This window comes from Pseudomonas sp. LBUM1663 (genome assembly GCF_059695905.1).
The window spans coordinates 5,724,427-5,749,805 of the sequence record NZ_CP166792.1 but is presented as its reverse complement, the minus strand read 5'-3'; the positions used below and the strand labels follow the sequence as shown (position 1 = coordinate 5,749,805).

General features: G+C 59.5%; 20 protein-coding genes. 9 read left to right on the top strand and 11 right to left on the bottom strand.

Going from position 1 to position 25,379, the window contains the following annotated elements; all coding sequences use genetic code 11:
* Positions 1 to 76: 76 nt before the first annotated feature.
* The 3 genes from ACA075_RS26325 to yjiA all read left to right on the top strand — a co-directional run bounded on the left by ACA075_RS26325 (position 77) and on the right by yjiA (position 3,486).
* On the top strand, positions 77 to 2,143 hold the full coding sequence (locus ACA075_RS26325; RefSeq protein ID WP_219096078.1) for a carbon starvation CstA family protein: 2,067 nt from the start codon (positions 77 to 79) through the stop codon (positions 2,141 to 2,143).
* A 14-nt stretch (positions 2,144 to 2,157) separates the two neighbouring features.
* Positions 2,158 to 2,355, top strand: a complete 198-nt coding sequence (locus ACA075_RS26320) for a YbdD/YjiX family protein (protein WP_008154232.1) — start codon at positions 2,158 to 2,160, stop codon at positions 2,353 to 2,355.
* Positions 2,356 to 2,517: 162 nt separating this feature from the next.
* A complete protein-coding gene (yjiA, locus tag ACA075_RS26315) occupies positions 2,518 to 3,486 on the top strand; it encodes a GTPase (RefSeq protein WP_497296190.1) in 969 nt (322 codons plus the stop codon).
* 103 nt (positions 3,487 to 3,589) lie between these two features.
* Here yjiA and ACA075_RS26310 read toward each other — a convergent pair whose 3' ends face one another.
* The 5 genes from ACA075_RS26310 to ACA075_RS26290 form a co-directional block, all read right to left on the bottom strand.
* Complete coding sequence (locus tag ACA075_RS26310; RefSeq protein WP_497296189.1) at positions 3,590 to 4,279, bottom strand: GntR family transcriptional regulator; 690 nt, start codon at positions 4,277 to 4,279, stop codon at positions 3,590 to 3,592.
* Between the two features lie 25 nt (positions 4,280 to 4,304).
* Positions 4,305 to 5,009 carry a FadR/GntR family transcriptional regulator gene (locus ACA075_RS26305; protein ID WP_109634999.1) on the bottom strand — a complete coding sequence of 235 codons (705 nt, stop codon included), beginning with the start codon at positions 5,007 to 5,009 and terminating at the stop codon, positions 4,305 to 4,307.
* Positions 5,010 to 5,077: 68 nt separating this feature from the next.
* The gene (locus ACA075_RS26300) at positions 5,078 to 6,391 is read right to left on the bottom strand and encodes a C4-dicarboxylate transporter DctA (protein WP_497296188.1); all 1,314 of its coding nucleotides are present in this window, start codon (positions 6,389 to 6,391) and stop codon (positions 5,078 to 5,080) included.
* A 331-nt stretch (positions 6,392 to 6,722) separates the two neighbouring features.
* Positions 6,723 to 7,976, bottom strand: coding sequence for a serine hydroxymethyltransferase (gene glyA, locus ACA075_RS26295; protein ID WP_054051411.1), 1,254 nt, complete (start codon positions 7,974 to 7,976; stop codon positions 6,723 to 6,725).
* A gap of 231 nt (positions 7,977 to 8,207) precedes the next feature.
* A complete protein-coding gene (locus ACA075_RS26290) occupies positions 8,208 to 12,056 on the bottom strand; it encodes a sensor domain-containing protein (protein ID WP_497296187.1) in 3,849 nt (1,282 codons plus the stop codon).
* A 286-nt stretch (positions 12,057 to 12,342) separates the two neighbouring features.
* On the opposite strand from ACA075_RS26290, the gene ettA reads away from it, so the two are divergent.
* Positions 12,343 to 14,007 carry an energy-dependent translational throttle protein EttA gene (gene ettA / locus ACA075_RS26285; protein ID WP_010467508.1) on the top strand — a complete coding sequence of 555 codons (1,665 nt, stop codon included), beginning with the start codon at positions 12,343 to 12,345 and terminating at the stop codon, positions 14,005 to 14,007.
* Between the two features lie 167 nt (positions 14,008 to 14,174).
* Here the strand turns inward: ettA and ACA075_RS26280 are convergent, their stop codons facing one another.
* The 4 genes from ACA075_RS26280 to ACA075_RS26265 form a co-directional block, all read right to left on the bottom strand.
* Positions 14,175 to 14,669, bottom strand: a complete 495-nt coding sequence (locus ACA075_RS26280) for a GreA/GreB family elongation factor (protein ID WP_497296186.1) — start codon at positions 14,667 to 14,669, stop codon at positions 14,175 to 14,177.
* Positions 14,670 to 14,739: 70 nt separating this feature from the next.
* Positions 14,740 to 15,096 carry a hypothetical protein gene (locus ACA075_RS26275; protein WP_497296185.1) on the bottom strand — a complete coding sequence of 119 codons (357 nt, stop codon included), beginning with the start codon at positions 15,094 to 15,096 and terminating at the stop codon, positions 14,740 to 14,742.
* 216 nt (positions 15,097 to 15,312) lie between these two features.
* The gene (locus tag ACA075_RS26270; RefSeq protein ID WP_497296184.1) at positions 15,313 to 17,166 is read right to left on the bottom strand and encodes an Lnb N-terminal periplasmic domain-containing protein; all 1,854 of its coding nucleotides are present in this window, start codon (positions 17,164 to 17,166) and stop codon (positions 15,313 to 15,315) included.
* Between the two features lie 93 nt (positions 17,167 to 17,259).
* Complete coding sequence (locus tag ACA075_RS26265) at positions 17,260 to 17,748, bottom strand: DUF3015 domain-containing protein (protein WP_219096085.1); 489 nt, start codon at positions 17,746 to 17,748, stop codon at positions 17,260 to 17,262.
* Between the two features lie 276 nt (positions 17,749 to 18,024).
* Here ACA075_RS26265 and ACA075_RS26260 point away from each other — a divergent pair, with 276 nt between their 5' ends.
* Positions 18,025 to 20,463: a Lon protease family protein gene (locus ACA075_RS26260; protein WP_497296183.1), complete on the top strand. Its 2,439-nt coding sequence runs from the start codon at positions 18,025 to 18,027 to the stop codon at positions 20,461 to 20,463.
* A gap of 317 nt (positions 20,464 to 20,780) precedes the next feature.
* A complete protein-coding gene (locus ACA075_RS26255; RefSeq protein WP_010467520.1) occupies positions 20,781 to 21,101 on the top strand; it encodes a PA4575 family protein in 321 nt (106 codons plus the stop codon).
* 24 nt (positions 21,102 to 21,125) lie between these two features.
* Here the strand turns inward: ACA075_RS26255 and ACA075_RS26250 are convergent, their stop codons facing one another.
* A complete protein-coding gene (locus ACA075_RS26250; protein ID WP_497296182.1) occupies positions 21,126 to 22,955 on the bottom strand; it encodes a hypothetical protein in 1,830 nt (609 codons plus the stop codon).
* 159 nt (positions 22,956 to 23,114) lie between these two features.
* On the opposite strand from ACA075_RS26250, the gene ACA075_RS26245 reads away from it, so the two are divergent.
* The 3 genes from ACA075_RS26245 (at position 23,115) to bamJ (ending at position 24,863) form a co-directional block, all read left to right on the top strand.
* Positions 23,115 to 23,603 carry a TIGR00645 family protein gene (locus ACA075_RS26245; RefSeq protein ID WP_149418392.1) on the top strand — a complete coding sequence of 163 codons (489 nt, stop codon included), beginning with the start codon at positions 23,115 to 23,117 and terminating at the stop codon, positions 23,601 to 23,603.
* Positions 23,604 to 23,812: 209 nt separating this feature from the next.
* On the top strand, positions 23,813 to 24,124 hold the full coding sequence (locus tag ACA075_RS26240) for a DUF6482 family protein (protein ID WP_094470564.1): 312 nt from the start codon (positions 23,813 to 23,815) through the stop codon (positions 24,122 to 24,124).
* A gap of 121 nt (positions 24,125 to 24,245) precedes the next feature.
* Complete coding sequence (gene bamJ, locus ACA075_RS26235) at positions 24,246 to 24,863, top strand: BamJ family beta-barrel-assembly machinery protein (protein ID WP_010467525.1); 618 nt, start codon at positions 24,246 to 24,248, stop codon at positions 24,861 to 24,863.
* Between the two features lie 128 nt (positions 24,864 to 24,991).
* Here bamJ and ACA075_RS26230 read toward each other — a convergent pair whose 3' ends face one another.
* Positions 24,992 to 25,249 (bottom strand): PA4570 family protein, encoded by a 258-nt coding sequence (locus ACA075_RS26230; protein ID WP_095632313.1) that lies wholly within the window; start codon positions 25,247 to 25,249, stop codon positions 24,992 to 24,994.
* Positions 25,250 to 25,379: the final 130 nt, after the last annotated feature.

Here is a 25,379-nt window from a genome sequence, read left to right as displayed (position 1 = left end):
GGGTATGGCCTTTGCCGTCAGGCGAGCTAAACTCGGGGTGGCTGTCTTTCTTGTCCACTCTGGCTGGAATCATAAAATGAAAAATAATAATAGCCTGCTACGCCATCTACCCTGGCTGCTGCTGGCAATCGTGGGAGCGTGCGCCCTTGGTGTCGTGGCATTGCGCCGAGGCGAGGCGATCAACGCCTTGTGGATTGTGGTCGCTGCCGTGGCCATTTATCTGGTTGCCTACCGCTATTACAGTCTGTTCATCGCCAACAATGTGATGCAACTTGACCCGCGACGGGCCACCCCCGCCGTACTCAACAATGACGGTCTGGACTACGTCCCCACCAACAAACACATCCTCTTTGGTCACCACTTCGCCGCCATCGCTGGCGCGGGGCCGCTGGTCGGCCCGGTATTGGCTGCACAGATGGGCTATCTGCCCGGTACGCTGTGGCTGATCGCCGGCGTGGTGCTGGCCGGTGCGGTTCAGGACTTCATGGTCCTGTTTATGTCGACCCGCCGCAACGGCCGCTCACTGGGCGACATGGTTCGTGAAGAAATGGGCCGTATTCCCGGGACCATTGCGCTGTTTGGCTGCTTCCTGATCATGATCATCATCCTCGCGGTGCTGGCGTTGATCGTCGTGAAAGCCCTGGCGGAGAGCCCGTGGGGGATTTTCACCGTGATGGCGACCATCCCGATCGCGATGTTCATGGGCATTTACATGCGCTACATCCGCCCGGGTCGCATCGGCGAAATCTCCGTGGTCGGGGTGTTGCTGCTGCTGGGCTCGATCTGGCTCGGAGGGCAGATTGCCGCTGATCCAGTCTGGGCCAAAGCCTTTTCCTTCACTGGCGTACAGATTACGTGGATGCTGGTCGGTTACGGTTTCGTGGCCGCCTCGCTGCCGGTCTGGCTGATTCTGGCGCCGCGTGACTATCTGTCGACGTTCCTGAAGATCGGCACCATCGTGGCATTGGCGATCGGCATCCTGGTGACTATGCCCGAGCTGAAAATGCCGGCATTGACCCAGTTCGTCGACGGTACCGGCCCCGTGTGGAAGGGTGGTCTGTTTCCGTTCCTGTTTATCACCATTGCCTGTGGCGCGGTCTCCGGTTTCCACGCGCTGATCTCCTCCGGCACCACGCCGAAACTGCTGGATAACGAGGTCAATTCCCGTTACATCGGTTACGGCGCCATGCTGATGGAATCCTTCGTCGCCATCATGGCGATGGTCGCGGCTTCGGTGATCGAACCAGGCGTGTACTTCGCCATGAACAGCCCGGCGGCAGTCGTCGGCGGTGACGTGGTGGCAGTGGCTCAAACGGTCACCAGCTGGGGTTTTGCAATCACTCCGGAAGCGCTGCAAGCGGTGGCCAAGGACATCGGTGAAACCACGATCCTGGCCCGTGCCGGCGGTGCGCCGACCCTGGCGGTCGGTATTGCGCAGATCCTGCACAGTGTCCTGCCGGGTGAAAACACCATGGCGTTCTGGTACCACTTCGCGATCCTGTTCGAAGCGCTGTTCATTTTGACGGCCGTTGATGCTGGCACCCGGGCCGGGCGTTTCATGCTGCAGGACTTGCTCGGTTCCTTCGTGCCGGCGCTGAAACGCACCGAATCCTGGACCGCCAACCTGATCGCAACCGCCGGTTGCGTGGCGATGTGGGGCTGGTTGCTGTACCAGGGCGTGATCGATCCACTGGGCGGCATCAACACCTTGTGGCCGTTGTTCGGTATCTCCAACCAGATGCTGGCCGGTATTGCGCTGATGCTCGGCACCGTTGTGCTGATCAAAATGAAACGCCAACGCTACGTCTGGGTGACCATGCTGCCAGCGGTCTGGCTGCTGATCTGCACCACCACCGCCGGCTTCATCAAGCTGTTCGACGCCAACCCGGCGATCGGCTTCCTGTCGCTGGCGAAAAAATACAGCGATGCGCTGGCCAACGGCCAGATCCTCGCCCCGGCCAAGGACATCACTCAGATGCAGCACGTGATCTTCAACGCTTACACCAACGCAACGCTCACCGCGCTGTTCCTGTTCGTGGTCTTCAGCATCCTGTTCTATGCGCTCAAGGTCGGTATTTCCGCCTGGGGCAGCAAAGAACGCACGGATAAAGAAGCACCGTTCCAGGCGCTGCCGGATGCGTAATCGAGGAATGCACGATGTTCAATGACCTGAGTCGCCTCGGTAAATACCTCGGTCAGGCCGCGCGCCTGATGGTCGGCATGCCCGACTACGACAACTACGTCGAGCATATGCAAACCAAACACCCGGACAAGCCGGTAATGACTTACGAGATGTTCTTCAGGGAGCGTCAGGAAGCGCGTTACGGTGGCAAGGGTGGGCCGAAGTGCTGTTGACCCGGTTGTCGGGTTAACAGCAATCCTTGTGGGAGCTGGCCTGCTAGCGATGGCGGCTGAACATTCAACATCACTGTTGATTGACAGTCCGCTATCGCTAGCAGGCTAGCTCCCACATTTGTTTTGTGTTGCTTTTTAATTTTGTGAAACAGGAGACTCCAGTTGTCCTCTCCCATCCCGGTAACCATCCTCAGCGGCTTCCTCGGCGCCGGTAAGACCACGCTGCTGCGCCACCTGCTCAAAGCCGAGCACGGTCTGAAAATCGCGGTGATCGAGAACGAATTCAGTGACGCCGGCATCGACACCCAGCTGTTGGGTGATGAACCGGTGCAAGTGATGACGCTGTCCAACGGCTGCGTCTGCTGCACCATCCACACAGACCTGACCAAGGCCTTGTACCTGCTGCTCGAACGCCTGGACAGCGGCGAAATCGCCTTTGACCGTCTGGTGATCGAATGCACCGGCCTGGCCGACCCGGCACCGGTGGCGCAAACCTTTTTCATCGATGAAGAGCTGCGCGAGCGTTACATCCTCGACGGCATCATCACCCTGGTAGACGCGGCGCATGCCGACACTCACCTGACGCAAACCATCGCCCAGGCACAGATCGGTTTTGCCGACCGCTTGCTGGTGAGCAAGCGCGATCTGGTCGACGAAGTGACGTTTACCGCACTGAGCGAACGCCTGACCCGCATCAACCGTCGCGCGCCGATTCGTGTGGTCGAACACGGCAAGATCGACCTGGCGGAATTGCTCGACGTGCGCGGTTTCAACCTGAATGCCGACCTCGGCGGCGTCAGCCTGCGCCCGGTGGCCAAGGCGCCCTCCATCGACCGGATCTCCAGCCTGGTGCTGCGCACCGACAAGCCGCTGGATATCGACAAGCTCAGCGAGTTCATGAACGAGCTGCTGGAAGACCATGGCAAGCAATTGCTGCGCTACAAAGGTGTGTTGAGCATTGTTGGCGAACCGCGGCGGATGGTGTTTCAAGGGGTCCTGAAGTTGTACGGATTCGACTGGGATACCGAATGGGCGGACGACGAGGCGCGGGAAAGCGTGATCGTGTTTATTGCCGATGATTTGCCGGAAGAGAAGATTCGGGAAGGGTTTGCGCGGGTGGCTGCGGACTAAAGCCAAAGATTTTCAGTGAATCTTATGCCGTCATCGCGAGCATCCTCGCTCCCACATTGGAAATGCATTCCCCTGTGGGAGCGAGCCTGCTCGCGATAGCGATCTAACCGGCAACACGATTCAGGCTGGATCTTGATCCTGAGTTCAGCAGTGTTTCCTCAAGGTGGTCCAGATGCTGGCTTAGCAGCGTTTCGGCCATGACTGAATCGCCACGCTCCACTGCTTCCAGAACGCCTTGATGTAACTGCCAACCGCAATTTCCATGCAGGTGGGTATCAAACTGCGCAATCGCCAGCGAAGTCAGCGGCACCAGACTGCCGAGAAAATGCGCCAACGGGGCATTCCCCGCCATTTCCGCCAACTGCAAATGAAACTCCCCGGCCAACCGGATCGCCGTGCCACGCGCGGTACAGTGGCGCTCGCTCTCGATCAGGGCATGCAGGCGGTTCAAGTCTTGCGCACGAGGTTGCCGGCAGGCCAGTTGCACCAAGGTGATCTCGGTCAGCCGCCGGGCATGCAGCGCCTGCCGGGTCTGCTCGGCATCGAGCGCGGCGATGCGGGGCCGATGGTTCGCCCGAAGGACGATGATTTGCTGATGAGACAGGCGCGTCAGCACGCCACGAATGTCACTGCGTCGAACGCTGAACATCTGCGCCAGGCTATCTTCGGTAAAGCGGCTGGACGCAGTGAGGCGCTGTTCGAGAATGGCGTCGAAGATCCGCGAATAGAGATCGTCCTCCCGCGCGGGAAAGGGCTGGGCAGTGAGTGTTTGCGGTGAGGCGAAGCTGTTCATGGCCTGTCTCCAGTTCGAAGCAGTTTTAACTGCCGAGGTTGTCGTCCGGGATATTCAGTTCGATGCCCATCCGCTGACCTTCCCGAAGGATGTGCCGACGCATCTCGGCACTGGCTTGGGCGCTGTTTTTGCTGCGGATCGCCCGCACCACGGCTTCGTTCTCCTCAAGGCGCTCAGCCAGATGCTCGGGGGAGTTGCGCAGCACCTCGGCGCTTTGCTTGAGGGCATTACTGGTCTGCTGCACCACGCTCTGGAAAATCGGGTTCGAGGTCAGCGTGAACAGTTCTTCGTGGAACGCGATGTAGGCGTTCACCCCGGCCTCGCTGTCGTTGGCCTCCAGCGCTTCGCGCATGTCCATCAGGGTCAGGCGCAGTTGCCCGACTTCCTTGCTGCTGATTGACTGCGCGACCAGGCCGACGATAAACGGTTCGAGTGTGTAGCGCAGTTGCAGCACGTCTTCCAGGCTGGCGCCGGCCACCGCGCTGTCGTGGCTTTGGCTGTCGCTGAGATGGGCGTCCAGCACCACCACGCCTTTGCCGGGCATCGAGCGCACCAGGCCAAGGGTTTCCAGCACGATCACCGCTTCACGCAGGCTCGGGCGGCTGATGCCCAGTTGTTCGGCCAGCTCACGTTGCCCCGGCAGCATTTCGCCGGAGCGCCACTGACCACGGGCCAAAGCGGCCCGGAGTTTTTCTACGACTGAGTTCACAACGGTCGACGAGGTAATCACTGTTCGCTCCATGAGCATCCAAAAACGATTGTTGACCGTGCCTGCTCGCGGGCAGGCACGGCGTTTATTCAGAATTCCTGCTGATGCGCCGGGGCGACGGGTTTTCTCGGCTGGAAGGTATAACCCACTTGGCCGGAAAGCACTTTGTTCGCCCGTTGAATATCGATGTCCTTCTCCCAGCGAGCGATGGCCACAGTAGCGACGCAGTTGCCGATCAGGTTGGTCAGCGCCCGGCCAATGCCCATGAACCAGTCCACTGCCAGCACCAGCACCAAGCCGACCACCGGAATCGCCGGGATTGCCGTGAGTGTCGCCGCGAGAATCACCAGCGCCGAGCCGGGAATCCCGTGGGCACCTTTGGAGGTGATCAGCGAGACCAGCAGAATCGTCAGCAGGTCGGTCATGGCCAGCGGCGTGCCGGTGGCGTTGGCGATAAAGACAATGGCGAGGGTCAGGTAGATCGAGAAACCGTCGAGGTTGAATGAATAACCCGTAGGAATCACCAGACCGACCGTCGAACTGCCGATGCCCAGGTGCTCAAGCTTGCGCATGATTTGTGGCAGCACGGCGTCGGACGAAGCGGTGCCCATGACGATCAGGAGTTCTTCGCGCAGGTACTTGAGCAACGGCCACATTTTCAGGCCCGAGAGGCGCATCACCAGACCGAGAATCAGCGACACGAACGCTACGCACGTCAGGTAAAACAGGCCGACCAGACTGCCCAGATGCTGCAGCGAATCCAGGCCATATTTGCTGGTGGTGAAGGCGATGGCGCCGAACACGCCGATCGGCGCCAGACGCACGATCATGCCCATGATGCGGAAGATCACGTGGCTCAGTTCATTGATCAGTCGGGAAATACCCGACGCTGCTTCGCCTACCAGGTTCAGCGCACTGCCGAACAGCACCGAAAACAGCAGCACTTGCAGGATGTTGTTCTCCGCGAAGGCGCCGATAACCGAGGTCGGGATCAGGTTCATCAGGAACTGGGGGGTGGTTTGCATGTGCTGACCGCGCTGGGCGATGTCGCCGATGTCGGCAGCGGAAAGCTGATCCAGATGAATGTTCGCGCCGCTGCCGATGCCGGTGGTGAAAGCGAACACCAGACCGATCACCAGGGCGATGGTGGTGAGGATTTCGAAGTAGATCACCGATTTCAGGCCGATGCGTCCGACCTTCTTCAAGTCGCCGGCACCGCTGATGCCGCTGACCACCACGCAGAACACGATCAGACCGATGAGCATCTTGATCAGTTTGATGAAACCGTCGCCGAGCGGTTTGAGCTGGGCGGAGTATTCAGGAAGGGTCAGCCCGCAGACGATGCCGAGCACCAGTCCGAGAACCACTTGGAGGAAGATTGAACGCGAGCACCATCTGAGCATGGGAGGAATCCTGGTCGGTGTCCTGGCTGCCGTGCGCTTGAGTGAGCGCATCAGATTCAGGACTTAATTATTGTGGTCTTACCGGTATGTCCAGTGCAGGCGCAGTCTAGGCGCTGTTTTTGGGTGATCGCAAGCGGAAATTGCATAATTGGCATGACCGGTCTGACCAGTGGTGCTGGTCCTGTAGGAGCCGGCTTGCTGGCGATGGCGGCCGAAAGATCATTGCAAGGCTCAAGGACGTATCGCCAGCAAGCCGGCTCCTACAAATCCAAGGCGAAAAAAAACCGGCCATCACTGGCCGGTTTTTTAGTGCTGCGGTTCAGCGGTGCAATTAAGCGCCGTACACCGGCAGCTTCTTGCAGATGGCCTTGACCTTCTCACGAACGGCATCGATCACCGCTTCGTTGTTCAGGTCAGCCAGGATGTCGCAGATCCAGCCCGCCAGCTCTTTGCATTCTGCTTCCTTGAAGCCGCGAGTGGTCACTGCCGGAGTACCGAAGCGCAGGCCGGAGGTGACGAACGGGGAGCGTGGGTCGTTTGGCACGGAGTTCTTGTTCACGGTGATGAACGCTTTGCCCAGAGCGGCGTCGGCGTCTTTACCGGAGATTTCCTGCTTGATCAGCGACAGCAGGAACAGGTGGTTTTCCGTACCGCCGGAGACCACGTCGAAACCGCGCTCGATGAACACGCCGGCCATGGCCTTGGCGTTTTTCACCACTTGTTGCTGGTAGGTCTTGAACTCAGGCTGCAGCGCTTCCTTGAAGCAGATCGCCTTGGCGGCGATTACGTGCTCCAGCGGGCCACCCTGGGCGCCCGGGAATACTGCGGAGTTGAGCTTCTTCTCGATGTCGGCGTTGGCGCGAGCCAGGATCAAACCGCCACGTGGACCGCGCAGGGTCTTGTGCGTGGTGGTGGTCACGACGTCAGCGAATGGAACCGGGTTCGGGTAGACGCCAGCGGCGACCAGACCGGCCACGTGAGCCATGTCGACGAACAGGTAGGCGCCAACCTTGTCGGCGATTTCGCGGAAGCGCGGGAAGTCGAGGATCTGCGAGTAGGCAGAGAAACCGGCCACGATCATTTTCGGCTTGTGCTCAACGGCCAGGCGCTCGACTTCGTCGTAGTCGATCAGGCCATTGGCGTCGATGCCGTACTGAACGGCGTTGTACAGCTTGCCGGAGGACGAAACGCTGGCGCCGTGGGTCAGGTGACCGCCGTGGGCCAGGCTCATGCCCAGGATGGTGTCGCCCGCTTGCAGCAGAGCCAGGTAAACGGCGCTGTTGGCTTGCGAACCGGCGTGCGGCTGAACGTTGGCGTAATCGGCGCCGAACAGTTCTTTGGCGCGGTCGATGGCCAGTTGCTCGACCACGTCGACGAACTCGCAGCCACCGTAGTAGCGCTTGCCCGGGTAACCTTCGGCGTACTTGTTGGTCAGTACCGAGCCTTGAGCTTCCATCACCGCTGGGCTGGTGTAGTTTTCCGAAGCGATCAGCTCGATGTGTTCTTCCTGGCGCTGAGCTTCTTGCTCCATGGCGGCAAAAAGATCGGCGTCGTACTTGGCAATAGTCAAATCACGGCTGAACATGGCGGTCCTCAAGGATCGGGGCAGAAAAGGGGGGCATTCTAACCCAATGGGTTTTAGATGGCATATGAAAGGACATCATGTCGCAGACAAGTGGGCTTCATGACGGGATCAGCGGTGATTGTGCTGGCCTGTGGCGAGGGAGCTTGCTCCCGCTGGGCTGCGAAGCGGCCCCAAAAAGGGACTGCTGCGCAGTCCAACGGGAGCAAGCTCCCTCGCCACAATGATTGTGCTTCAGTCGAACATGAACAGCGCATCATTGCTGAACTGCGCCTCAAACCGGCCCGCCGGCATCGGCCGCCCGAACAGATACCCCTGAACCTCATCGCACCCATGCTCACGCAGGAAGTCGAGTTGCTCGTGGGTTTCCACACCTTCGGCAATCACCGCCAGGTTCAGGCTATGGGCCATGGCAATGATCGCCCGGGCAATCTGCGCATCCTGTTCGCCCGACGGCAGGCCATCAACGAAGGTGCGGTCGATTTTCAGTACGTCGATCGGGAATTGCTTGAGGTAGTTCAGCGAGGAATAACCGGTGCCGAAGTCATCGACCGCAATACTCAGCCCGAGGTTTTTCAACCCGGCGAGGATCTGCATCGCTTCGCTGACTTCGCGCATCAGGATACTTTCGGTCAGCTCCAGCTCCAGGCATGCCGGCGGCAGGCCGGTTTCCTTGAGGATGGTGGCGATCCGCGTCCCGAGTTGGCCGTCGGAGAATTGCCGGGCCGAAATGTTCACCGACACCTTCGGGACCCGCACCTTGGCCTGATGCCAGGTCTTGAGCTGCCGGCAGGCTTCGCTGATCACCCAGTCACCGACATCCACCACCAGCCCAAGCTCTTCGAGCACCGGAATGAAATCCCCCGGCGGCACCAGGCCGCGACGTGGATGACGCCAGCGCAGCAGTGCTTCGGCGCCGGTCAGGCGTTTGCCATCGCCGCTGAACTGCGGCTGGTAGTACAGAACGAATTCGTCTTGTTCCAGGGCGTGACGCAGGTCGCTTTCCAGTTCCAGGCGCTCCAGGGCGCTGGCGTTCATGTCCGCTTGATAGAACTGGAAGTTGTTCTTGCCGCGCTCCTTGGCGTGGTACATCGCGGTGTCGGCGTTTTTCATCAGCTGACTGAGTTCGTTGCCATCCTGCGGGCTCAAGGCAATACCGATACTGGCGGTGACGAAGAACTCGCGGCCTTCCAGCACGAACGGTTTCACCAGGCTGGCGAGGATCTGCTCCGCCACATGGATCGCCCGGTTCAAGGCGACTTCACGGTTGGCCCGAGGTTGCAGCAACAAGGTGAATTCATCGCCGCCCATGCGCGCCACGGTGTCGTCATCGTCGACGCAACCGAGCAGGCGCGTGGCCATTTCCTTGAGCATACGGTCGCCGGCCGCGTGGCCGAGGGAGTCGTTGATCGGCTTGAAACGGTCGAGGTCGAGGAACATCAGCACGACCCAGGACTTCTGCCGCTCGGCCGATTGCAGTGCGGTGTGCAGACGGTCCTGGAACAGCGTGCGGTTGGGCAGGTGGGTCAGGGCGTCGTAGTAGGCGAGGCGGTGAATCCGCTGCTCGCTGGCCTTGCGCTCGCTGATGTCGCTGAAGAAGCACACGTAACTGGCCAGGTCACCTTCATCGTCTAGCACCGCCGTGATGCCGACCCAGGCCGGGTAATGCTCGCCGTTGCGCCGCTGGAGCCAGACTTCGCCCTCCCAGGTGTTGTTCTGATGCAGTTGCTTGAGCACATAACGCAGGTGGGCTTCCTGCTGCTCGTCGACGGTCAGCATGTTCGGCAATTGGTCCAGCACCTGCTCCACGGCATAACCGCTGACGCGACTGAACGCTTCGTTGGCCTGGACGATGTAGCCGGCCGGGTCGGTGATCAGGATCGCCGAAGTCGAATGTTCGAAGACCGTGGCCGCCATGCGCAGGTCTTTCTCGGCCCGGCGTTGCTGGCTGATGTCGCGGCCGACGCCCAGCACGCCTTCGAAGGCCTCGTGTTCGTCCCAGACCAGTACCAGCCGTAGCTCGATCGGAATCTTGCGCCCGTCGCCCCGCAGGCAATCGAACAGGAACAGTTGGGTCTGCACCTGACTGCGCAGCAGTGCCAGTTGCTCGGGTTTATCCAGCGCTTTGCTGACCCGATCCATCAGGCCGTAAATGCCGGTCAATTGCTGCGGGTTGGCGATGGTCGATTGCCAGCCGTTCTGGAAGATCCACTCGGCGTCATAGCCCAGCACGGCTTGTACCGACGGGCTGACGTAGTTGAGCTTCATTTTGCTGTCGGTGGAGAAAATCACGTCGCTGATGCTTTCGGCGAGCATCCGGTAGCGCTGCTCGCTGTCACGCAGGGATTCACTGGCTTCGATCTGATCGGTGATGTCCTTGGCCACGCCGATGATCCGCGTGACTTGATCGTGTTTGTCCCGCGCCAGTGCCTGTTCGCGAATGTCGAAACGCCGCCACTTGCCGTCGCGATGACGGAACCGCAACTGGCATTGCAGCAATTGGGTGTAACCCGCGCGGCGCTGGGTCTGGCGCGAGCGGTGGTAGTAATCGGCATCTTCGGGGTGCAGGAGGATTTCCCAGAAATACTCGCCCATCTGGTGCAGCTCGGTGCCGTCATAACCGAGGGTCTGGCCCAGGTGGTGGTTGCTGAATATCATCCGCTGACTGATCACGTCCTGCACGTACAGGTGATCCGGCACGGTGCGCACCACATCGGACCAGAAGCCTTCACGTTCCAGCAGCGACAGCTCGATGAGCTTGCGGCTGGTGATGTCGGTGATGCTCAGGATCACCGCTTTATAGTCGGCGTGATCTTCCGGCAGGCGCAGCACCAGCCACAGGTGCTGGTCGCGGCCATTGGCGTCCTGGAGTTTGATTTCCAGCTCGAGCTGTCTCTGCTGGTTGAACACCGTTTCGAGCACTTGATGGCCGATGGCGGTGCCGTCCAGCGGGCAACCGTCAATCAACAGTTTCCACGCCTGAGCACAGGAATTGACGTTGAGCAGTTGCAGGGCGACCTGGTTGACCTCGGTGATGCGCAGTTCCTGGAGCAATTGCTGGCGTTGCTCCGGTCTGTCGAGCCAGGCCTTGAGTTGCTCGCTGCTGTGCAGTTGGGCTTTGTCGAAGAAGGTCTTGAGCCCGGAGACGTCCAATACGCACAGGGCAACGCCAGTGCCTTCGAAAATATCGTGATAGCGGCGGCGGCCCTCATGCAACTGGCGCTGACGGCGGCGAATGCTCAGCAGCGCGATGAACGGCAGCAGGGAAAATGCCAGTCCCAACAGGCATTTGCCGATGAACGCCGGCAACAGTTGTTCGAGCACTTGCTGGCGATCGAACAGTCCGCGCAGTTGCCAGTCGCTGCTGCTCAGGGGCACCGTCAGCACACTGTTGGCCAGATCGTCCGGGGACAACGCGCTCGGTTTAACCGAAGGCGACGCTTCTTCGCGGCTGATGATCTGGCGATTGACCCGGTTTTCCACCAGCCATAGCGGACGAATGCCGGCTTCATTTTGTTTGGTCAGTGACGAGAAAAATGTCGGCGTCAGGCGCAGGGCCCAGTAACCACGGCTGCTGCCACTGGCCTGATGCAGCAGTAGGTGCACCACTGAACCGTCGTCGGCATTGCTGAAATAGTGGGCCTGGGCGCGGCTGCGTCGGACCAGCTCACCCAGGTAGTCGGCATCCTGGCTGTCGGCGGCGCTGTCGCTGAGGATTTTGCCGGAAGGACTGAGCAACGCCAGGCTGCGCAGTTCAGGCAGCGATTGTTGAAGCTTGCGCAGTAGCGCCTGCTGTTCGTCGGCACTTTGCGGTTGTTCGACGATCGGTAGCAGGTTCAGCGCGATCTGGGCCTTGAGCGCCATGTTCAGGCTGACTTGCGCGGCCAGGTCGGCGGTGTAGTCGATGGTGTATTGCCGCTGGTGTTTCTGTGTTTCGCGCAGCTGATCCAGCAGCTGCCAGAACAACAAGGCGAGCAACAACAGCACGAGCGTCGCCAACGCACCCTTCAAGGATCCGCGCAGGGGCGAGCCGGTCGCAGGATGGGCTACGCTCACGGACGATGGCGGAGAGACATTAGACAAACTGTAATCCTGCGGTTTGGCTGGACTGGCGCGACGTGCACTATAAGCCGGACGCCCGAAGGGCGGCTAGCATGCCTTGTGTTGTGGCTAAGTGCCAGCCCCTCACGGCTGGACTGCCACCTGTCATTCAGGTAGCTTTGCCGGTTACGCGGGAGCGTTCCAGCTCCTAGACTCAGACTTTTTTAGCGCTCATGCATTGATACATTATCAATCTGACGACGCGCACAGTCTGGCCGGGCATCGCCTGCGCTCCAATCATTCATCTGTCACTGACCCAAGGTTCTCCATGGCTCAATACGTCTTCACCATGCATCGGCTGGGCAAAGTTGTTCCGCCGAAGCGGGAAATCCTGAAAAACATTTCGCTGTCCTTCTTCCCCGGCGCCAAGATCGGCGTGCTCGGCCTCAACGGTTCGGGTAAGTCCACGCTGTTGAAAATCATGGCGGGCGTCGACACCGAGTTCGAGGGCGAAGCCCGTCCGATGCCGGAGCTGAACATCGGCTACCTGCCACAAGAGCCGATCCTGGACCCGACCAAGACCGTGCGTGAAGTGGTCGAGGAAGCGGTCAGCGTGATCAAGAACGCCCAGGCTCGCCTGGACGAGGTCTACGCCGCTTACGCTGATGAAGATGCCGACTTCGACAAACTGGCCGCCGAACAGGCCAAGCTCGAAGCCATCCTGCAAGCCAGCGACGGTCACAACCTGGATCGCCAACTGGAAGTCGCCGCCGATGCCCTGCGTCTGCCGGCCTGGGATGCCAAGATCGAATTCCTTTCCGGTGGTGAGAAGCGTCGCGTGGCCCTGTGCCGCCTGCTGTTGTCCGCACCGGACATGCTGCTGCTCGACGAACCGACCAACCACCTGGACGCCGATTCCGTCGCCTGGCTGGAGCACTTCCTGCACGACTTCCCGGGCACCGTGGTCGCGATCACGCACGACCGGTACTTCCTGGACAACGTTGCCGGCTGGATCCTCGAGCTCGACCGCGGCGCCGGTATCCCTTACGAGGGCAACTATTCGGGTTGGCTCGAAGCCAAGTCCGATCGTCTGGCTGCCGAATCCAAGCAGCAGTCGGCCCACGAAAAAGCCATGAAGGAAGAACTGGAGTGGGTGCGCAAAGGCGCCAAGGCCCGCCAGTCCAAATCCAAGGCTCGTCTGCAACGCTTCGAAGAAATGCAGTCGCAGGAATTCCAGAAGCGCAGCGAAACCAACGAGATCTACATCCCGGCCGGTCCACGCCTTGGCGACAAGGTCATCGAGTTCAAGAACGTTTCCAAGGGTTACGGCGATCGCGTGTTGATCGACAACCTGTCGTTCTCCATGCCGAAAGGCGCCATCGTCGGCGTGATCGGCGGTAACGGTGCCGGTAAATCGACCCTGTTCCGCATGCTGATGGGCAAGGAAACACCGGATTCGGGCAGCATCGAAGTCGGCGAAACCGTGCAACTGGCCTGCGTCGATCAGAGTCGCGAAGACCTGGACGGCAGCAAGACGGTGTTCCAGCAAATCTCCGACGGTTCCGATCAGATCCGCATCGGCAACTACGAGATCCCGTCGCGTACCTACGTCGGTCGCTTCAACTTCAAGGGCGGCGACCAGCAGAAGTTCGTCAAGGACCTGTCCGGTGGTGAGCGCGGTCGCTTGCACCTGGCCCTGACCCTGAAAGAGGGCGGCAACGTCCTGCTGCTCGACGAACCATCCAACGACCTCGACGTTGAAACCCTGCGTTCCCTGGAAGAAGCCCTGCTGGACTTCCCGGGCGCCGCCATTGTGATCTCTCACGATCGGTGGTTCCTTGACCGCGTCGCGACGCACATCCTGGCTTACGAAGATGACTCGCAAGCGGTGTTCTTCGAAGGCAACTACACCGAGTACGAAGCAGATCGCAAGAAACGCCTCGGCGAAGCGGCTTCCCAGCCGCATCGTGTACGGCACAAGAAACTGGCCTGATATCGGGTTGGTTGCATAAAAAACGGAGCCTTCAGGGCTCCGTTTTTTTATGGTTTTTCAATTAGACCGTGGTGCGGCCATCGCTAGCAGGCTAGCTCCCACAGGGGTTATTTGATCGACACAAATCCACTGTGGGAGCTAGCCTGCTAGCGATTGGGCTCTGAATATCACCCGATTTCTATGCCCAGAACCTCAATCACCAAATCCCCCACCGGCCGCTTCCACACCACCTCATCCCCGACCTGCGCGCCCAACAGCGCCCGCCCCAGCGGCGAGCCCCAGTTGATCAGCCCGCTCGGCGCATCCGCCTGATCCTCACCCACCAACTGCACACGTTGTTCGTGGCCCTGTTCATCGGCGAAGGTCACCCACGCGCCAATCTGCACTTTGTGGGTCGAGGAGGCCGGTACAACCAACTGAGCGCTTTGCAGGCGTTGATTGAAATACCGCCAGTCACGCTCCAGGTCGGCCTGGCGCTGTTTGTCCGCGAGTTCACCTTTCGCACCCTGTCCGTTGAGCAGGTTTTGCACCTCGGCGACTTTCGCCTGAAGCTGCACCAGCCCGGCGGGGGTGACGTAATTGGGCTGTGCGCTGACCTGCCGTTCGACTGGCTGATCGGCTTGCGCGGCGGCGTTATCTTCATTGACGAAAGCGCGACTCATGGTTTTCTCCCGTTATAGGGTTTGGGCCATGGTTGCAGGCTTTTAGTTTCGATGGATGTCTGTCAGCCACTCATTGCGAGCGATAGGCACGGGCGGCGTCCTGGTCCTTTTGCTGCTGCCAGGCTTTGTCGCGGTCGTCCCAATGGTGGCTGCGATAGTCCTCGCGATCCTCGCTTTCGCGCATGGCCTGGCACTGGCGAAAACCGTCGCTCCAGCCTTCGGCGTACTGCTTGTCCTTGAGATAACGCGGGACGTTCTTGCGAAATTCCCCGGTGATTGCCCCGGCGGCTTGCCGGCCACTGCTGCAACCGTCATCGAAACCATCGGCGAACGCCGGTGGATAACCCTTGGCGATCAAATCCTCGTGAGTCGTCTGGCAACCCGCGATCAACAGCAACAAACCGATTACTGCCACACACCGCCACATCTCAAGCTCCCGGGCCGTGTAACGGCCTATAAGGGGAGTCTAGAAGTGGATTCGTGAGGCGTGTGTGAAAGGCGTGTGATGAATCTGTCGGATAACGCCAATCCCCGTGTAGGAGCGAGCCTGCTCGCGATAGCGGAGTGTCAGTCGACATCAACGTTGACTGATACACCGCTATCGCGAGCAGGCTCGCTCCCACAGGGAGGGTGGTGCGGCCGATCAGTAGTGGTACCACTTCACCTCAAGCATCACTTCGTTCTCGGGCGAGGCGAGGTGGCTGAATTCGCGCTGGGCACTCAGGCGCAGGCCCAGGTTGCGCGACAGTTCCCACTGCTGGTTGAGGCTCACGCTGCGGCGCACCTCGCCGTTGGTGAAGAAATCGCCCTTGGCTTCCAGGCTGAAATTGCCCAGTGGGTTTTTCCACAGCAGACCGCTGTTGAAACCTGCCGCCGGTGCGATAAAACCCGCGAAATCGTTGTTGTGTTCGACACGCACGGTGCCCAGTGCAAAGCCGAGCATGTCTTCGCCCAGTTGCCAGGTGCCGCCGCCACCGCCGTTGACGTGGCTGACCAGCGTCTCATCGTCATGCTTGCCCGGCACGCGCTCCAGACCGCCGGTGACTTGCCACGAGAGCGGCTGCAACAGCTCATTGCGCGGTGTCAGGGAGCGAATGGTCGCCAGGTCGAGTTGCTGGAACTGCCACTCATTGCCTTCGTACTGGCGCAGTTTCATCTGCAGGATTTCGATCTGCGCACCGAGCGGGAAGCTCTCGGCGTTATCGTTGAGATCGTGATACGCCATGCGCAAGCCATATTCGCCAAAGGCCTTGTCGCCCCGGGTGCCGATGCCGGCCTGCCAGGTACGGGATTCATGACCGTCCTCGGGCAGGCCGGGCCTTGGGATGTTCAGCTCAGGGGCGGGGTTCTGGTTGATCGCCCGCAGCAGTTCGAAACTGCGCTGCGCCCGCTCAGGGTCGCGCTCCTGACCGTTGGCGCGATAGCGTTCGAGTCGGTAAGCCGCATCGATGATCAGCGCCTGACGGTCGCGCGGTTGGGCCTTGAACGCGGGCGTCTGCAATTGTTTCTGGTCGGCGCTGACTTTCAGCACCCACTCCTGCTCTTCGTCAGTCAATGGCTCGGCGCGGCTCAGCAGCTCCCGTTCACGAGACGGACGATACTGAATGGATTCCACCAGCCCGGCTTCTTTCACCGCCTTGACGGTGTCGGTCGGGATCGCGGTCAGCGGGAACTGTTCGGTCAGGCGCAGGCTTGGCCGCGCCACTTGCAGCAGTTCGAGCAGGCGATAGGAGCAGTTTTCGTCAAAAAAGAAATAGTCGAACTGGATCTGCTTCAACTCCCAGACGTGCTCGACCATGCGCTCGGTTTCTGCCTGCGTCAGGTTCAGCCGGTACTCCCACAGGTCCCGGTTCTCGAGGCTGCGGTATTCCGAGAGTTTTTCCTGATACGGCACCAGCGCGAACAGCCCCGGATAGCCGCCCATCAAACCTTTCCAAGCGTAGAGGATGCTGTTGTCCGAGCCTTCGATGTACGCGCCGAAGTTGATCGCGTAACTGAGCAGCGCGGTGTGATCACTCTGCACATCGGCCTGGTCGATGCGCAGCAAGGTATGGCCGAACATCGATGACGGACTGTTCAGGTAGGCCGCCGGGAAAATCATCACCGCGCTATGGGGCGAGACATCCTTGAACCATTGCTTGAATTCAGTGCAATCCAGTGACGGCAGGTCGGTCAGGTTGAGTTGTGCCTTCAGCCAGCGGGTGCGGGCCGGGTAGACACATTGCGCATGTTGTTCGCCCGCACTGGCCGGGGCGTACAGCGCCTGCACGGTGGCCGCCAGTTCGCGGTCGGGGTGTTCGTTGCCGTCGGGTGCGAGAAAGAATTTTTTGTCGCTGACATAGCTGCGCCAACCGCCCAGCTTGGCGGTTTCGTAATGGCCCAGGGAAATCCAGAAAGGGTCGTTGGCCAGTTGCTGCAAACGTTGATTGTCGACATGTGGCGCGGCGGACAGCGGGGCGCAGACACAGAGCGCCAGCCAGGCAAGGCGTTTGAGCATAGTGGGCAACTTAAGTCGAAAAAAAACAAAGACCCAAAGAGGGCAGGTCCAAAAAACAAAACCCGCTCCCCGAAAGGAGCGGGCGGGTCGAGCTTAAGCTTGAGTAGCGTACTTGGCCAGACGCGGATCGTTCTTCAGAACGGCCAGGGTGTTGGTATGCACGTCGTCAGCGGTCACGTCAGCCTTGCTGAAGATCTGCTGGAAGTGCTCGTGAGTCACGGCAGCGAAGTGCGCACGGTCTTCCGGCGCCACGCCCAGTACCACGGCGTAGGTGGTCAGCGCTTCGCCGTTACCTTTGGCCATGTCTTCGGACAGCTCGTTCATCATGCCATTCATGGCAAACCAGGATTTGCCGCCATAAGTCAGCGACGCATTAGTCGAGCAACCGTTGGTACCAGAGGTCATACCAAAGGTTGCGTTGCCGGAAGTGCCGTTGGTGGTGGATGCCAGGAAGTGAGCCGGGGTGCCACGCTGACCTTCGAACAGCATGTTGCCCCAACCGCAATCCGGGCCGCCTGGCGCCTGCGCCATGGCGTTGATGGATACAGCGGTGAAGAGAGTACCGAGAAGAATCCGTTTCATAGCTATGTTCTCTTTATGTGCATACCAATGGACAAGGGGTCTGGCCCAATCCGGCGCCAGTGGGCCAGTTATTAATCCAGCCGCGCAGTTTGGAGTTTAGGCACGTTCCCGGGGTTCCGTGATTTTTTGCAAAACATTCGTTGAAATCATTGATTTGCCCCCGGCCAGCCTGGAGATGACGGTTTGTCTATGCTTTGGCTGGAGGCGCGCCTTGCAAGTGAGGTATGGGCAGCGCCAGAATGCCGCTATCTGCCCCGCCTGATGTAAGGAAGCCCGATGCCTGATCCTGTTGCTGCCAGCTTGCGTCTAGCGCCTGAAGCGCTGACCCGTCCGTTTTCCGCTGAACAGTTCAGCTTCTCTACCACCAATGATCTGGAGCCCTTCCGCGGTGTGCTTGGCCAGGAACGTGCTGTTGAAGCCCTGCAATTCGGTGTGGCCATGCCACGCCCCGGTTACAACGTGTTCGTCATGGGTGAACCCGGCACTGGCCGGTTTTCGTTCGTCAAACGCTACCTGAAAGCCGAAGGCAAACGCCTGCAGACCCCGGCCGACTGGGTCTACGTCAATAATTTTGATGAGCCTCGCGAGCCCCGCGCGCTGGAATTGCCATCGGGTACCGCTGGCGCCTTCATCGGTGACATCAACGGCTTGATCGACAACCTGCTGGCGACCTTTCCGGCGGTGTTCGAGCACCCGTCCTACCAGCAGAAAAAAAGCGCCATCGACCGCGCCTTCAACCAGCGCTACGACAAGGCACTGGACGTGATCGAGCGCCTGGCGTTGGAGAAAGAAGTCGCGCTTTACCGCGACGCCAGCAACATCGCATTCACGCCGATGAGCGAAGGCAAGGCCCTGGACGAAGCGGAATTCGCCCAGTTGCCGGAAGCCGATCGTGAGCGTTTCCACGACGATATTTCAGGTCTGGAGGAGCGACTGAACGAAGAGCTCGCCAGCCTGCCGCAATGGAAACGCGAGTCGAGCAATCAACTGCGCCACCTCAACGAAGAAACCATCACGTTGGCCTTGCAGCCGTTGTTGTCGCCGTTGTCGGAGAAATACGCTGAGAACGCCGCCGTTTGCGGTTACCTGCAAGCCATGCAGGTCTATCTGCTCAAGACTGTGGTCGAGCAACTGGTGGACGACAGCAAAACTGACGCCATCGCCCGCAAATTGCTGGAAGAGCAATACGCCCCGAGTCTGGTGGTCGGTCATTCGTCCAGCGGCGGTGCGCCGGTGGTCTTCGAGCCGCACCCGACTTACGAAAACCTGTTTGGCCGCATTGAATACAGCACCGATCAGGGCGCGCTCTACACGACCTATCGGCAGCTGCGTCCGGGCGCATTGCACCGGGCCAACGGCGGTTTCCTGATCCTTGAAGCGGAAAAAATGCTCAGTGAGCCGTTCGTGTGGGATGCGCTCAAGCGCGCCCTGCAATCGCGCAAGCTGAAAATGGAATCGCCGCTCGGTGAACTGGGCCGCCTGGCCACGGTGACCCTGACGCCGCAACACATTCCGTTGCAGGTCAAAGTCGTCATCATCGGTGCGCGTCAGCTGTACTACACGCTGCAAGACCTCGATCCGGACTTCCAGGAGATGTTCCGCGTCCTGGTGGACTTCGACGAGGACATCCCGATGGTCGACGAGAGCCTGGAGCAGTTCGCCCAGTTGCTCAAAACCCGCACCTCGGAAGAAGGCATGGCGCCGCTGACGGCCGATGCCGTGGCGCGCCTGGCGACTTACAGCGCGCGTCTGGCCGAACATCAGGGGCGTTTGTCGGCGCGCATTGGTGATCTGTTCCAGCTGGTCAGCGAGGCGGATTTCATTCGTCACCTGGCGGGGGACGAGATGACCGATGCCGGGCATATCGAACGGGCGCTCAAGGCCAAGGCCACCCGTACCGGGCGGGTCTCGGCGCGGATTCTCGATGACATGCTGGCCGGGATCATTCTGATCGACACGGACGGCGCCGCCGTCGGCAAGTGCAACGGGCTGACCGTGCTGGAAGTCGGCGACTCGGCGTTCGGTGTGCCGGCGCGGATTTCCGCCACGGTCTACCCGGGCGGTAGCGGCATTGTCGACATCGAGCGCGAGGTCAACCTCGGCCAGCCGATTCACTCCAAAGGCGTGATGATCCTCACCGGGTATCTGGGCAGCCGTTACGCCCAGGAATTCCCGCTGGCGATTTCCGCGAGTATCGCGCTGGAGCAATCCTACGGTTACGTCGATGGCGACAGTGCGTCGTTGGGCGAGGCGTGTACGCTGATTTCGGCCCTGTCGAAAACGCCGCTCAAGCAATGCTTTGCGATCACCGGCTCGATCAACCAGTTCGGTGAAGTGCAGGCGGTGGGCGGGGTCAACGAGAAGATCGAAGGTTTCTTCCGGCTTTGTGAAGCCCGCGGGCTGACCGGGGAACAGGGGGCGATCATTCCACACGCCAACGTCGCCACGCTGATGCTCGACGAGAAGGTGCTGTCGGCGGTGCGTGCGGGGCAGTTCCATGTCTACGCCGTGCGCCAGGCTGACGAGGCGTTGAGCCTGTTGGTCGGCGAACCGGCAGGTGCCCCGGATGCCGATGGCCAGTTCCCCGAAGGCAGCGTTAACGCACGGGTGGTGGAACGCTTGCGCGTGATCGCGGAAATGATCAGCGAAGAAGACCTCAAGGAAGCCGAGAAGGAAGCGGCGTTGGAAGCGCTGGTCGAGGCCAAGCCGGCCTGACCGATCTGAGGATCACACCCATCCACTGTGGGAGCGAGCCTGCTCGCGATGAGGCACTGTCATCCAACACATCTGTTGGCTGAAAGTCCGCTATCGCGAGTAGGCTCGCACCCACAATTGTGAAGTGTCCGCTTCAAGAAAGTGCCATCACTCTGACGTCAAGATTCACACAATGACCATTCGGCGCCTTCTGGTCTCACTTGACGTGCTAGTCAAACTTTTCTTCTATTCTCAGCTCAAGGATATCGACAGTAATCACTGGATCGAGACAGCCTTCCCGTGGGGGCTGAATACCGGATCTACCGAGGGTCGCCGCCATGTCGCGCAACCTCTGCCTCACCCGTCAATGCCTGGGCCTTGTGACCCGTATCGAGTGTGCCATCCGCCCGTTGGCGGGGGATACGGGCATGTGGACCTTGCTATTCGCCGCCGGAATGGCCGGTGAACAACCTTCCGCCATCAAGGCGCAGGGCCCGTTTCATGGTCCTTTCGTGGCTGAATCCATCCTCGACACGATTGTTGAAAGCCTGACGCTGCATGGCTACGAACTGGCCGATGACCCCCAAATCTGGTGCCTGCACCTGCAAGCCCAGCTGCGGGAAATCAACGGTGGTCGTTGCCGCAACCTCAATGGCTGAGTTCGGCGCGGCCACTGAAACCGGCTATTGATCAAGGTGGCTCAGGTCCGCCTTGGCCAGTTTGACCTCGAAACCATATTGGACGGTGGTGAGGTCGGTTCGCTGATAACTTTCCAGACGTATTGGCTGGCCATAGAAGTAATGCACGGCAAATAACGCCGGGCCTTCTGCGCTCGCGTCGTGGGTGACCGAAAGAATTTCCTTCAGGTAGTTTCCAGAGTCGTTTTTGGCGAAAAATCGCCAGTCCTGGGCAGGAAACAGCTTCAAATCAACCACCAAGGCATTGCCTTTGAGTTCCAGGCCTTTGGGCAGTGCAGGGGCGTCGAGCGTTTGTTTGGCGACAGTCGCCAGAAACAGCGGCATGGAGCCCACTGCGTAGGCCGGTGTTTCCGGAAACAGGTTCAAGTCATAGGTGATGGCGCCACGTAGCGGATCGACCTCGTAAGCCTCAGGCGGCAGCTCGATCGGTTCATCGCGTTTGCCGCTGCCATCCTCCGTAAAAAACGTGACCGGGCTATCGCCAGCGCTGAACGATGTGCCGAGCAGCTCGTCATTGAAGCTTCTGGGGTGGTCGAACTCAATGCGCGCGGCGCTGGGGTCATCCACCGACTGACTGACGATGACGCCCTTTTTCAGCTGTTCCTCACTCAATGTTGCGCCCTTGAGCCAGGTCGGGGCCCGATCGTCATACACCACCACCGGCAAGGTCAGTGGCTGGATGGCTTTTTCTGTGGTGTGTGAGTCGAAGCGGCGTACCGGCAGGTTCAGGTCCTTGCGAGTCACCGTGGCGGCCGAGAAGTCCTGCACGCTGACTTCAACGGTTTCCACCGGACCGTTGAAATACACTTTGGTGTAATGATTCTTCTGCTGCGCCTCGAAGGTGCGCTGTTCTTCATCGATCTGCTTTTCGAAGGTCTCGCTCCAGGCCTTTTGCTGCTGAATTTTCGCCAGTTGTTTTTGATAGAAGGCAATTTGCGCAGCGGTTTCATTGATCGAACCCGAGCGCGAGAGGAATTGCCCGGTGATGTCCCTGGCCTGGACGATCAGCGGGTTCAACGGTGTTTCGCTGACTTCCGGGGCCAGTGGCGCGCTGTTGTTGAATTCGATTTCGGCGTAGTTGTTGCCCAGTTTCAGCAAGGTGACGCTGAGGTTGTCGTTGGTGCGGGTCTGGCCAACGTCTTTTTTCGTCAGGTCGAAGGTGTAGAGCCGGCGAGGGGCGATGACCTCGACCTTGCCTTGCAGGCTCACCGGTTGGGGCTGGTTCTTGTTGTCCATGTCCAGGCCGTCGATGAACGGATAAGTCACCGTCAGATCATCCGGGTTGGTCAGGTTGGAACTCGAGGGGCTCAGCTGAATGCCGGGATCGGTTTCAGACCATTCCGGCTGGAACGCGATGACGCGCTTGTTGCTCAAGGTCACCGATTGCCATTCCAGGCCATGGGGAAAAAGAAACGCGGCCGGAATGTTGAAGTTGAAAGGGAACACCGGTTGCAGGTCGGTCAGGTAGTCGGATCCGGAATCCTTGTGCAGCACGAACAGGCCGTTGATGTAGGTGTCGATCAAAGCCTGAGGCGTGGGGTAGTGCTTGAGCACGGCGAGAACGTCATCGCCGTATTCGGTTTCCACGGGTTTGCTGTCGAGCTTGAGTTGCGCACGCTCGAGCAACAGCAGAGAACCGCCGAGTTCGGCAACGGCATCCTTGAGCTTCGGATCCTCAATCGCATCCAGAGACTTCTCGAACTGCGCGGTCTTTTCCTCGAGGCTGGTCTGGCGCTTCTCATCGCTGGGTGAGCAGCCGCTCATCAGCAGGGCCAGGCAAATGCCGGCACTCGTTATTGGCAATCGCACACCCATTTCCAGTCTTCCTGTCCGATGTCGCTGAGCGGTCAATAGTCTGGACACTAGCAGAAAAACTTTGTGGCACACGCGCAGGTTGCGGATTTCCCGACGGTTTCTGGGTGTTACGGGGGACTGTTATACTCGCGTCCATTTTCAGCCCACGTGTGAGATTCAATGGAACGCTTTATCGAAAATGCAATGTATGCCTCGCGCTGGCTGCTGGCGCCGATCTACTTCGGTCTGTCCCTTGGACTACTGGCGCTGGCGCTGAAATTCTTCCAGGAGGTTTTCCACGTCATCCCTAACGTGTTCTCGATGGCCGAGTCGGACTTGATCCTGGTACTGCTGTCGCTGATCGACATGGCGCTGGTGGGTGGTTTGCTGGTGATGGTGATGATTTCCGGTTACGAGAACTTCGTTTCCCAACTGGACATCGACGACGACAAGGAAAAGCTCAACTGGTTGGGCACCATGGATTCGTCTTCGCTGAAGATGAAAGTGGCGGCCTCCATCGTGGCGATTTCGTCGATCCACCTGCTGCGGATCTTCATGGACGCCAAAAACGTCGATCCCGAGCATTTGAAGTGGTACGTGATCATTCACATGACATTCGTCGTGTCGGCGTTTGCCATGGGCTACCTGGACAAACTCACCAAGCACTGACGCACACAAAGCCCTGTAGGAGCGAGGCTTGCCCGCGAAGGGACCGTGTCAGTCGATATAGTTGTTGCCCGTCACACCGCCTTCGCGGGCAAGCCTCGCTCCTACAGTCAGGTGCAAACAGACGGGCGGTGTCGTTTGTGGCTTGTACTTTGAGGTGTCGAGGCCTATGCATGTATTGATATTGGCTTGACACTGTAAGAGGTGCCTTCATGAACTTCGTTGAGTTGCGCGCTTATGCCATCGCCGGGAAAATCGATGAGCTGAACCTGATCTCCATGGAAGGCGGGATCTATCTGCTGGAGGCTCGCATGCACGGCGCGGCGTATCCCTTGAGTGATGCCCGCGGCGAAATGTTTCACCTGCGTTCGGTCGAGCATGCGCGCGAGGTGCTTCATGCCTTCCCTTCCTTGCCATTCAACCTTGTGCACACCTCGGTTCATGATGAGATGTGTGGGCTCGGTGCCAGTGCTGAGGAAAGCCTGAAAGTTCCGATTGCCTTCCGTTCTGCGTGGCACCACTGACAGCTCTGATCAACGCAACGGCATCTGTGCTAGTCTGCTGGCCCTTTTGGTTCCGGGCGCTCCGGGACGCGCTGTGCACGCACGGCAAGTTCCCGGGCCGTCCGCACAGCGGAGCAGTGTTATGTCCGAAGTAAATCTGTCCACCGACGAAACCCGCGTCAGCTACGGCATTGGCCGTCAGCTGGGCGATCAACTGCGCGACAACCCGCCACCGGGCGTTAACCTGGACGCGATCCTGGCTGGCCTGACCGACGCGTTCGCCGGTAAGCCTAGCCGTGTGGGTCAGGAAGAAATGTCCGCCAGCTTCAAGGTGATCCGCGAAATCATGCAAGCCGAAGCAGCTGCAAAAGCTGAAGCGGCCGCTGGCGAAGGCTTGGCTTTCCTGGCTGAAAACGCCAAGCGTGACGGCATTACCACCCTGGCTTCGGGCCTGCAATTCGAAGTGCTGACTCAAGGTGAAGGCGCCAAGCCAACCCGTGAAGATCAAGTGCGCACTCACTACCACGGCACCCTGATCGACGGCACTGTGTTCGACAGCTCCTACGATCGTGGCCAGCCTGCAGAATTCCCGGTTGGCGGCGTGATCGCTGGCTGGACCGAAGCCCTGCAACTGATGAACGCCGGTAGTAAATGGCGTCTGTACGTGCCGAGCGAACTGGCTTACGGCGCTCAAGGCGTTGGCAGCATTCCGCCGCACAGCGTTCTGGTATTCGACGTCGAACTGCTCGACGTTCTGTAATACCTGGCCTGTCTTTATGGCGGGCTAATGTGGGAGCCAGCCTGCTGGCGATAGGAGCGACCGGGTTTCTTCAAGACCGCGTTGATACCATCGCCAGCAGGCTGGCTCCCACAATTTTTTACGGTGTTTCATAGTTCAATCTTGTGGTTCAGATCACTCGTCGGGCGCAACGCCCGGGCGTAGCAGAACAGAAACAGATTGCGCACCAGTTCCTTGAGCACCACCGGCTCGCTGGAACTCAAGCCGTTGACGTCCAGATCACCCTGATCCTGCAGCTCGTTCAAGGCTTCTTCTTCAAGCACCGCACAAACTTCCCCGGTTTCCCGATGCAAGATCCTGAGGTAGGGGTGTGGGCGGTCCAGCCAGGCGTCGATCAAATAAGTCATGGGTCTCATCTCCATTGATGGGTTTCAATGAGAATAATTCTTATTCATCAAATAGCAAGGACCTATTGGCAGTTTGAGATTTTTTCCGGGTAAAGATTGCGTAAGGTCAAAACGGCTGGCGTTTGGCTAT

Bases quoted from the DNA above. Each gene is read 5' to 3' on its own strand.
- ACA075_RS26325 (WP_219096078.1), top strand. From the start codon at position 77: ATGAAAAATAATAATAGCCTGCTACGCCATCTACCCTGGCTGCTGCTG.
- ACA075_RS26320 (WP_008154232.1), top strand. From the start codon at position 2,158: ATGTTCAATGACCTGAGTCGCCTCGGTAAATACCTCGGTCAGGCCGCG.
- ACA075_RS26310 (WP_497296189.1), bottom strand. From the start codon at position 4,279: ATGAACAGCTTCGCCTCACCGCAAACACTCACTGCCCAGCCCTTTCCC.
- ACA075_RS26300 (WP_497296188.1), bottom strand. From the start codon at position 6,391: ATGCTCAGATGGTGCTCGCGTTCAATCTTCCTCCAAGTGGTTCTCGGA.
- glyA (WP_054051411.1), bottom strand. From the start codon at position 7,976: ATGTTCAGCCGTGATTTGACTATTGCCAAGTACGACGCCGATCTTTTT.
- ettA (WP_010467508.1), top strand. From the start codon at position 12,343: ATGGCTCAATACGTCTTCACCATGCATCGGCTGGGCAAAGTTGTTCCG.
- ACA075_RS26280 (WP_497296186.1), bottom strand. From the start codon at position 14,669: ATGAGTCGCGCTTTCGTCAATGAAGATAACGCCGCCGCGCAAGCCGAT.
- ACA075_RS26275 (WP_497296185.1), bottom strand. From the start codon at position 15,096: ATGTGGCGGTGTGTGGCAGTAATCGGTTTGTTGCTGTTGATCGCGGGT.
- ACA075_RS26270 (WP_497296184.1), bottom strand. From the start codon at position 17,166: ATGCTCAAACGCCTTGCCTGGCTGGCGCTCTGTGTCTGCGCCCCGCTG.
- ACA075_RS26265 (WP_219096085.1), bottom strand. From the start codon at position 17,748: ATGAAACGGATTCTTCTCGGTACTCTCTTCACCGCTGTATCCATCAAC.
- ACA075_RS26260 (WP_497296183.1), top strand. From the start codon at position 18,025: ATGCCTGATCCTGTTGCTGCCAGCTTGCGTCTAGCGCCTGAAGCGCTG.
- ACA075_RS26255 (WP_010467520.1), top strand. From the start codon at position 20,781: ATGTCGCGCAACCTCTGCCTCACCCGTCAATGCCTGGGCCTTGTGACC.
- ACA075_RS26250 (WP_497296182.1), bottom strand. From the start codon at position 22,955: ATGGGTGTGCGATTGCCAATAACGAGTGCCGGCATTTGCCTGGCCCTG.
- ACA075_RS26245 (WP_149418392.1), top strand. From the start codon at position 23,115: ATGGAACGCTTTATCGAAAATGCAATGTATGCCTCGCGCTGGCTGCTG.
- ACA075_RS26240 (WP_094470564.1), top strand. From the start codon at position 23,813: ATGAACTTCGTTGAGTTGCGCGCTTATGCCATCGCCGGGAAAATCGAT.
- bamJ (WP_010467525.1), top strand. From the start codon at position 24,246: ATGTCCGAAGTAAATCTGTCCACCGACGAAACCCGCGTCAGCTACGGC.
- ACA075_RS26230 (WP_095632313.1), bottom strand. From the start codon at position 25,249: ATGACTTATTTGATCGACGCCTGGCTGGACCGCCCACACCCCTACCTC.